The sequence below is a fragment of the Candidatus Protofrankia californiensis genome, from assembly GCF_900634765.1.
Lineage (GTDB): Bacteria > Actinomycetota > Actinomycetes > Frankiales > Frankiaceae > Protofrankia > Protofrankia californiensis.
In genome coordinates, this window is record NZ_CAAAFT010000367.1 from 805 (window position 1) to 10064 (window position 9260).

A 9260-nucleotide genomic window follows, 5' to 3' on the forward strand; every position below is an offset into this window, starting at 1 on the left:
AACCTCGTCGGCGAACACCAGGTCGGCAGCGCGCTGGCCGCCGCCGCGGTCGCGATCCGGCTCGGGCTCCCGCCCGCGCGGACGGCCGCCGTGCTGTCGCGGGCGCGGGCGCGCAGCCGCTGGCGGATGGAGGTGACGGTGACCGGAAACGGCGTCACCGTCGTCAACGACGCCTACAACGCCAACCCCGAGTCCATGCGGGCCGCGCTGAAGGCCCTGGCCGACTTGAGCCGGGGCCGGCGGGCCTGGGCGGTCCTCGGCGGTATGGAGGAGCTCGGCGCGAGCGCCGACGACGAGCACGACGCTCTCGGCCGGCTCGTCGTCCGGCTCGGTGTGGAGCAGCTGGTGGCGATCGGCGCGCAGGCGCGCCGGATACACCTCGGGGCGTCGCTGGAGGGTTCGTGGTCAGGGGAGTCGGTGTGGGTCGCTGACGTCGAGCAGGCGTGCAAACTGCTGCGGGAGCGGTTGGCACCGGGTGACGTGGTGCTGGTCAAGGCATCCCGCGCATTCGGGCTGGAGCGGGTCGCGAGCGAGTTGACGTCGGGCGCCGTGCCCGGCGAGTGGGGTGCGCACGGGTGAGAGGTGTACTGGTCGCCGCGCTGGTGGCCCTTGTGGTGTCGCTGCTGGGGACGCCATCGGTGATCCGGCTGTTCCGCCGGCAGGGCTATGGTCAGGAGATCCGTGAGGACGGGCCGTCCAGCCACCTCACCAAGCGGGGCACGCCCACCATGGGTGGGACGGTCATCATCCTCGCGGCGCTGGCCGGGTACTTCGTCGCGCACGTCGTCACGATGAAGGGTTTCACCGCCTCGGGGCTGCTTGTCCTGATGGTCATGACCGGTCTCGGTGTGGTCGGCTTCCTCGACGACTACATCAAGATTCGTAAGCAGCGCAGCCTCGGGCTCACGGCCCGGACCAAGTTCGCCGGCCAGGCCGCGGTGGCGCTGGCGTTCGGGCTGCTGGCCGTCCGGTTCAAAAACGCCGACGGACTGCTGCCGGGGTCGACGTTCGTCTCGATCGTCCGGGACACCGACATCTCGATCGGTCTGGTCGGCTTCCCGCTGCTGGCCTGGATAATCATTGCGGCGACGTCGAATGCGGTGAACCTCACCGACGGGCTGGACGGGCTGGCCGCCGGCACCTCGGCGATGGTGTTCGGCGCCTATGTGGTGATCTCCTTCTGGCAGTTCGGCAACCTGTGCGAGCCCGGGGCAGGTGGCGCCGGGTGCTACCTCGTCCGTGACCCGCTGGACGTCGCGCTGGTAGCGGCCTCGGCCATGGGCGCCTGTTTCGGTTTCCTGTGGTGGAATGCCAGCCCTGCGAAGATATTCATGGGTGACACCGGTTCCCTCGCCCTCGGCGGCGCGTTCGCGAGCATCGCCATCGTCAGCCGGACGGAGCTGCTGTTGTTCGTCCTCGGCGGGTTGTTCGTCGTCGAGACGCTGTCGGTGATCCTGCAGGTCGCCTTCTTCAAGGCCACCCGGAAGCGAATCTTCAACATGGCGCCGATCCATCATCACTTCGAGCTGGCGGAGTGGCCCGAGACCACGGTCATCATCCGCTTCTGGATCGTCTCCGGGCTGGCCGTGGCGTTCGGACTCGGCCTGTTCTACGCGGAGTTCCTCTCCCACGGCGGTTCCTGACACGCATTCCCGGTGCGGACGGCCGGTCGGCCGGATGTCAGTTGGACGTTTGGATCTGGAGCAGATCTTGTGGTCACACAAGGTTATCGACCAAGCCTGGCGCGAAGAGGCGGGCGGACCTATTCGATCGCATGCATCGACGACCGAGGGTTCACAAGATCGGCGACAGAACCGGACGTTTCGGCCCGCTCACGTCGCGGATGTGACCCGCCGTCGGGCAAACCAGGCCGTGCCCGCCGCGCACAGCATGAACGCGCCGCCCGCCGGGCCGGCGGTCCACGCGGGCGAGACAAGGGAGCCCAGGCTGTACGAGATCCAGGAAATGGCGAGCCATACCGAGGCGGCCCCCGCGCAGCCGGCCGCGACCGGTTCGACCCAGCTCAGGTCCGGACCGTGGGACGGCTGTCGGAACCGGAAGACGATCGATGACAACAGGAGCGTGACAGCGCCGAGAAGGACGATCAGCGGGGGCTGCGTCGGCCCCGGAAGCGGGAGCCTGTAGTCGAATGTCTGGACGGTGGTGAGTACCATGCCGACCACGCCGATGGCCATTGTCTGCGCCCGGGTGAACCACTCCTGCCGCTGGTACAGGTCGGCTTCCATGCGCTGGAGCCGTCCGGCCCGTTGCTGCTGGCGCCGCCGGATCACACGTTCGGTGATCATGCTGACGCTGCGGGCGCGTTCCTGAACCGCTTCGGCGTAGATGCCGTCGTCGCCAAGCTGATCGCTGAACCAGGCGGCCAGCTTCCGGTCGTTGGCGAACAGGCCGTTCGTGGACGTGGTGGTCCACGGCAGCCGCGCCGCCATGTTCGCGCTCGCGATCTCAACCGTGCGACGGATTTCTCGGAGCCGGGTCGAGCCCAGCGTCAGCCCGGCGTCGTCGAGCTCGAGACGAGCCAGCCGCTGCAGGCCGGTGAACAGGTCGGTGTCCGAGACCGCGGTCTCGTCGGCGATACCGGTCTTGAGAATCCGGAGAAGATCTGATACTGTCTCGTCCGCCTCCTGGCGGATACGACGCAGTTCCCGCTGTTCCTCCGACCAGACCCGAAGCTGGTAGCGGATCTTCGCGGCGTGCAGAAGATAGCGGGGTAACGGAGGCAGGCGCAAACCGCCGGAGGTCCATGTCCATCCGCTCAGCGCGTCATCATCACCGTGGGGTGCGATCACCGCTATCCGCCGAACGGCCCGTGAGTCGGTGTCCCGGGTGTGTTCGACCGCTTCCCAGACGGCGAAACCGGTTGGCACCGTCACGCCGTGTCGCCACCATTGCCCGGCGATATCGACTGGCATCGCGGTATGTACCGCCGCGGCGAGTTCCCGGCTTATCTCGTTGGCGCCGGCCCCATCGCCAGCGGGTACGTGGTGGGACTGTGCCAGGTACAGCCGGGCCTCGCCGAACAGGGGATCCGCGGGGTCGGCTGCGATCCGGGACCACTGTTGGTCCAGTTCTTCCCAGGACCGCGGATCCGCCGGATCCAGGACGAACGAAAGGCAGAGGACGTCACCTTCGCGACGGAGAATCGCCTGGACGGTGCCGCCGGCGGCTGCCTCACAGGCGGCGATCGGTCCTTCCTCCAGCAGATCCGGATCGGCGGGAAGAACAGAAGGAAGGGTTGCCGTGACCTGCTCGCCCATACCCAGTTCGCCTTCGCATGCCGACCAGATACGTCTCAGCTCGCGGTACGCCTCCTTGCCGGCGTCTCCCTCGGCCGATGCGAACAGGTGGACGACCAGCTCGTAATCGGTCAGGATCGGGACGTCATTCATCGTCGGCTGGTTGCCCGTTGTCCGGACCTCGCACGCGGTGCTTCAGCTCGCCGACCCTTTCCCGAACGTATTCGTCGGCGGACTCGAGGGGTAGGTCCTGGGCTCTGTTTGCCCATATCGGACGATCGCGATCGAGTCGGCGTCGGGCGGCGCGCGCGGCTTCAAGATCTCCGGACTCGAGTGCCGTCTCGATGTCGCTGACTATCGACATCGCCTGTTCCCAGCCGCCGGATGTCAGCTTCCGGGTCAGGAGATTGTCGAGCGCCGCCAGGATGTCGGCCCTGATCTGGTCATCGTCAGATGTATCCCCCATAGACCCATACTTATACTGTTACGACCGGATCGGCAACCAAGGGTTGTTGATCCCGATTTGTGACCGTGGTTGATTGCTGGCTGAACGGCATGACTCGAGCCTTGAACGGCGCGACCAGAAGTGTTGCCGGATGCTCGGGATGTTGACCGGTGTCTGCGCCGCGACCGGGAGGCCGCTGCCGCCGGCGTGGCGCATGGTGCGTACTCGATCGGTGGCGTATAGTAAAATCAGTTAGGCTATCGGCGATCCTGTCACGATGCGCCGCATGGGTGTTACTACTATCGCGTCATGACAGATGGGGGCCCGGGGGAAAACCCTGGTGATGGTCAATATGCGGCGGAACCCTGGCCCGACTGGGACACGGCGGATGCGGCGTCGCTCGCGCGCTACGTGAATCCCGCGTCCTTCGACGACCTCGGGGTACCGCTCGCGATCGTCTTCAACGAGAGGCATCCCGACCTCGCGGAGCTGGCCGGTCGCAAGGTGATACAGGATGCCTATGAGGCGCTCGCCACGATGAGGCTACGGTATGGCCTCGATGCCTGGAGCGGCCCCCACGGGGACAGGCAGCGCATCCGGTATCCGGCCCGTGTCCGCCGGGAGAAAGGTACCTGTCTCGATCTTGTGCTTATGCTCGCGGGGCTGCTGCTGCGGGCTCAGATCCGCCCTGTCGTCGCGCTGCTCGACCGGGGACAGGACAGGCACGCCATTCTTCTCGCCGATGTCAGGAGGCCGCTGGACACGAGCTACCTGCGGCAAAGCAGAGATTTCAGGGGTGTCGTCCTGCCTCGTCCTGGGGCGGAGGACGGTGTGATAAAGCTGGCACCCGGAGCCCGTCTGCCGGGCTGGCTCGTCCCGGTGGACGTAGTGAAGGTAGCCATCGAGCGTGACGAGGAACAGCCGGCGCCGTTCGAGGAGGCGGTCCGGAGCGGACTCGAAGAGCTCGGTAAGGGATATGGAACGACGCTGCTCGACATCACTTCGTCACCCCATGCGGAGAACCCTCTCCGTAAGCCCCGGGATGCGCAGACTCCGGCCATCTACGCGCGGCTCCCGGTGCTGGAGCAGGCCCCGTCACGATACGGCAGCCGGGCGGACACCTGGGAAGCCCTCGAGCGCAGTCAGGGGCGCATCGTGCTGCGGGGAAACCAGGGTATGGGAAAATCCCTGCTGGCTTACGAACGGGCCCGAGGCGCCGACGCCGGGTACGGCTGGTTCCTGAACGCAAGTGACCGTTCGTCGCTGCTGTCCGAACTGGCCCTGGCGGAGCTGGAGCAGATGTCGCGTGTCGGCCTCGTGCCGGACGACCTCGACCGCGAGCCGTATGCCAGGGCGGCGCTGCAACGTCTTGAGGCGAGCGACGCGCCCTGGGTCGTCGTCCTCGACAATGCCGACAGATCTCCGGAAGAGATCCGGGACCTCCTGCCGCGGACCGTCAAACCCGGCCAGACACTGATCGTGACGAGCACGAACGCGGAATGGGACGCCTTCTTCCCGGGGGTCGAGCCGATTGTCATCGGGCCGCTGGAGCCCTCGGACATGGTCGATCTGCCAGAGCAGCTTCAGGCCGTGACCCGGGGAAGGCCGCTGGTCTACGAGGCGCTGCGGCGGTTGGTGCGGGCCGGCGTGCGGGAGCCGTTCGTGCGTCCAGGGGAGGCGGGCCCGGGGGAGAGCGGTCCGGCTCTTGTCTGGCGCCTGGCCGCCGGCGTCCTTGCCCACGACCGCGCCGCGCTCGACGCCGCGCATGCCGTGGCATGGGCGCCACCGGTGCTGCTGCCTGTGGACGATCTCGTCGCAGCCCTCGGGCTGGACGACAGTGCCCCGCTCGACACCCTGCGGGACATCGGTCTGGTCACCACCCGCACCCAGAACCGTGTCACCACCCTGCAGATGCACCGGTTGTTGCGCGCAGAAATCCAACAGGAACGTCACGTGATGACCCAGGGTGCGCTTGTCGGGCTGCCCGGCTGGGCTTCTCTGGCGAGCACCGACCCTGGCTGGCATCTGCTCGTGCGCCTCGCGGACAACGACACGGTCAGAAGCCTTTATGAAGCCGCTGTCCGGCCGGGTTCGCTTGCGGGGCTGGAGCCACGCCGTCGTGGGCTGGTTCTCCACGGTGTCGCACGTGTTCTTGAGCTGCGTTCCATGGTCAGGGAGGCCTCGGCGCTCTACACCGAGGCCCTCGGTCATTTCGACCCGGAGCGGGACGCTCCGCTTGTGGCCGAATGCCTCTACGGCCAGGCACGGTGGGCCAACCAGAACAGCAAGTCCACGCCGGACGAGATCGAGGCAGGCATTGCTCTCGCTCGCGAAGCCGAACGACTGGCGAATGTCGACGGTACCTCCGAAGGCAGGATCAGGGCTGCCCGAGCCATGGCAATGCGTGGCCTGCTGCTGCGCAAGACGGTCGGCCGCCACGGCGTTCCTGATGACCCGTCGACGTTGGCCGAGGCCCTGGAACTCCTGCAACACTCGCTGGACGAACGCAGGCGCCTGGACGATCCCGAGGTCGACAGGGCCGAGTTCAATCTGCTCGGGACCTATGTGAGGCTCGCCAAACTGACCGGCGGTGACGATGCACATCGTTGGCTCCAGGCAGCCTACGAAGGGTATTCCCGGCTCCGGGCGATGCGACTCGAGCAGTTCGGCGGCGTTGTTATCTCTTCGATTGCGGTATGCACATCGGGGCGTGGTCTCGCGCTCTATTATGGCGCGCTCACCGGTGTCGACCCCCGGCGGAAGAACTCCGGACACGACGACGTCCCGGTTGTCGGGGTCACCACCACGACCCGTCTCGACCTGGTACGCCAGGCGAGCGTCCTCGTCGCGGATTCCCTGCGGGAGCGGTCAGAACTCGCCCCTCTCGACGTCGACAGCGACGACTGCCTGAAGTCCATCGCGCTGCTTGAGAAGATTCTCGGTCTCCGGCGGCTGCTCGTTGCCGCGACCCCCGGTTCTGCCGCTGCCTCCGGTGCTGAGTTGACAACGCTTTCATCCGAAGAGGTCGAGAAGGTGCTCCACCCGACCGAGCAGGAGCTGCTACGTGAAGTAACTACGTTCGGCCTCGTGTCGAGCGTATAGCCACTGCGCCTCGAAAATGATTACTTACCATGACGTTAGGTGGCGCGACAGTCCTGCATGGCGAGCGCGAAGGCCGCGCCGCGCTCGCTGTAGTCGCGGAACCGTCCAAAGCTCGGCGCCGCCGGCGACAGCAGGACGACACCGTCGGGTTTCGCCCAGCGATAACCCTCGACGACAGCGGCGGCGAGGTCGGGAGCGTCGACGATTGTGACATGTGGGCCGGCGTCGGTTTCGGTGACCTGGCGGCGGATGTCCGGGCCATTGTCCGGCACGGTGAGGACAAGCGTGTCCAGGGTACGGATCCGAAGGCCGACAGCCAGTGGACGGTAGTCGATGCCGCGGCTGTAACCACCGACGATGAGTGCGACTCTGCGGTCGTCGAAGGCATCGACGGCCGCGAGCGTCGGCAGGACGTTCGTCGACAGGCTGTCGTCGACGAAGCCGACCCCGCCCACCGACCCGATCATCTTCAGCCGGCTGTCCAGACCGGCAAAACCCTCCGCGGCGGCCCGCAGCTTGTCGTCGTCGTCCGCCTCGGGCACACCGAGCTCCCGCAGACATGCCTTGGCAATTGCCGCGTTGCGCCGGTTGTGGAGGCCGAGAAGCCCCAGCGGCCGGGTCCAGTCGCCGACTGTGTCGTCGTCGGCGTGCACCCATCGCACCCTCGGGCCGAGGAGGTGCCGATGGGCACGGATCAGGTCACTGTCACCGTTGGCGACGGTCAGCTCGGCGCCGGGCTGCGAGCAGGCGGACAGCTTGTCACAGTAGTACGTCTCGGGATCGCCGTCGTGCCACGGCAGATGATCGGGATGCAGGGAGGTGAGTGCGACCACCGGCGGGGAACACGACAGGTCGGTCGCCTGGTAGCTGGACACCTCCACGACCCAGAAGTCGTACTCGGCGCCGACCCGCGGATCGTACGGCGGCACACCGATGTTGCCCGCGACCAGGCATCGGTAGCCGAGCCGGGTCAGCAGGTGCCCGGCAATGGCCGAGGTCGTGCTCTTGCCCTTGGTTCCGGTCACACACAGCACCTTCGACCGGTCGGCCTCGGCAAGCCACAGGCCCACACCACCCACCACCGGGATGCCGCGCTGTTCCAGGCTGCGCACGGTCGGGCCGTACCGCGAGATCCCCGGCGCCTTGACAACGAGCTCACAGCGGGTGAGGGCGTCAAGTCCGCCGGCCGCGGTCGCCAGCAGCGGTCTGCCCTCGACGTGGGTACGGGTGGGAGCGTCGTCGACGAGCACCGGGTCGAGCCCCAGGGCGAGGCAGGCCCGCAGGTTGGCTTCGCCCTCGCGGCCCAGGCCGTAGAGACCGACCGTGCGGCCACGCAGGTCAGACCAGGAGATCGTCGGGCGCATACCGGTCCGGAACGAAGTGGCGGCCATGCGGTGTGAGCAGCTCCTCGGGCGTGGGCTCCCCGGACAGGGGACCGAGTGCGGCCAGTACGGCCGAACCGGCCCGGTCGTGGCGTGGGGCGGTCAGCAAGGTGGCAGCCCGGCACTCGGTGACGTCACCGACACATTCCCAGGGCTTGTTGTCCGTGGACAGACCCAGCAACGTGCGGAAACGGCCCAGCAGCGTCACGTCGGCCAGTGGTTCACGTCCGTCGAACACCTGCCGCAGCGTCGGCTCGTCCATGAAGGGGGAGAGGACCAGGTCGATGAAACAACACTTGTCGCACTGGCCGCACCACCGGTCCAGCCGCTGTGCCGGGTCGATGTGGAAGGCGCGGTTGCAGCTGCGAAAGTGGTCGAAGTACTGCGGGAGCGTGGCGAACCGTCGCGCAATCCATAGCTCGGTGAACGGACGCAACAGCGAGAAATAATCCGGCCCGCCGGCCAACGTTTCCGCTAGCACCGAGCGCAGGGAATTCTCGAATGCCTCGCCCTTGGAGTACTGATGGTTGATGGACCGGCCGTCGACCTCGATGGTTCCCACGGATGCCGACCATTCGTTGGACATCACCACGGCATCCCGTCCGTCCAACGCGGCGGCCATGAGCGCGATCGCCGAGAGGATTCCGGTGACCGGAACGTGCCCGTTGAGAAAGCCGAGCTCCGCCGACCGCAGCAGCTGGGGGTCGATGAGCCGCTCCGCTCGGACGACCGGAAAACCCGTGACGCGGGCGGGCCGCTCGATGGCGTCGAAACGGTCCCCGGGCCGGTTGACCACGAACAGCGCCGGGTCCTTCGCCATCGGCCGGAGGAGCTCCGCGGTGACGATGGAGTCCACCCCACCGCCGAAGGGCACCAGCGGCCGGCCGTCCTGCGGATTGAAGACCACCGGCGCTGTCCGCTCCAACCGGGGACCCACGATCCGCAGGTCGGAAAGGTCGAGATTGTTGCGGTAGGCGAACTCGCCCAGACCGTCCAGATAGAATTCGCGCAGAAAAACGCGCTCGACGTCCGTCACCGCGGTGTCGCCGAGGTCGACGACCGGCGGGGCAGCCG

7 protein-coding genes are annotated in these 9260 nt (G+C 67.2%); 3 read left to right on the plus strand and 4 right to left on the minus strand.

The genetic code is table 11. The features are described from left to right. Together DD1DGNOD_RS29795 and mraY are read left to right on the plus strand one after the other, a co-directional pair. Positions 1–579: glutamate ligase domain-containing protein (locus tag DD1DGNOD_RS29795; RefSeq protein ID WP_283234724.1), on the plus strand; the 579-nt coding region annotated here is incomplete at its 5' end. Continuing rightward, positions 576–1643, plus strand: coding sequence for a phospho-N-acetylmuramoyl-pentapeptide-transferase (gene mraY, locus DD1DGNOD_RS18855; protein WP_131767810.1), 1068 nt, complete (start codon positions 576–578; stop codon positions 1641–1643). The genes DD1DGNOD_RS29795 and mraY, both read left to right, overlap by 4 nt. A gap of 189 nt (positions 1644–1832) precedes the next feature. On the opposite strand, the gene DD1DGNOD_RS18860 is transcribed toward mraY, so the two are convergent. Both DD1DGNOD_RS18860 and DD1DGNOD_RS18865 read right to left on the minus strand, forming a co-directional pair. Then, positions 1833–3410, minus strand: coding sequence for a CATRA conflict system CASPASE/TPR repeat-associated protein (locus DD1DGNOD_RS18860; RefSeq protein WP_131770737.1), 1578 nt, complete (start codon positions 3408–3410; stop codon positions 1833–1835). Further along, positions 3403–3723, minus strand: coding sequence for a CATRA system-associated protein (locus DD1DGNOD_RS18865; RefSeq protein ID WP_131767808.1), 321 nt, complete (start codon positions 3721–3723; stop codon positions 3403–3405). Before DD1DGNOD_RS18865 ends, DD1DGNOD_RS18860 begins: the two co-directional genes overlap by 8 nt. A gap of 288 nt (positions 3724–4011) precedes the next feature. On the opposite strand from DD1DGNOD_RS18865, the gene DD1DGNOD_RS18870 reads away from it, so the two are divergent. Then, complete coding sequence (locus DD1DGNOD_RS18870; protein ID WP_131767807.1) at positions 4012–6804, plus strand: hypothetical protein; 2793 nt, start codon at positions 4012–4014, stop codon at positions 6802–6804. Positions 6805–6839: 35 nt separating this feature from the next. Here the strand turns inward: DD1DGNOD_RS18870 and murD are convergent, their stop codons facing one another. Together murD and DD1DGNOD_RS18880 are read right to left on the minus strand one after the other, a co-directional pair. Next, positions 6840–8195, minus strand: a complete 1356-nt coding sequence (gene murD / locus DD1DGNOD_RS18875; RefSeq protein ID WP_131770738.1) for a UDP-N-acetylmuramoyl-L-alanine--D-glutamate ligase — start codon at positions 8193–8195, stop codon at positions 6840–6842. Then, positions 8143–9260 (minus strand): endonuclease domain-containing protein (locus DD1DGNOD_RS18880; RefSeq protein ID WP_165036880.1); only part of this gene is annotated, 1118 nt, incomplete at its 5' end. The genes DD1DGNOD_RS18880 and murD, both read right to left, overlap by 53 nt.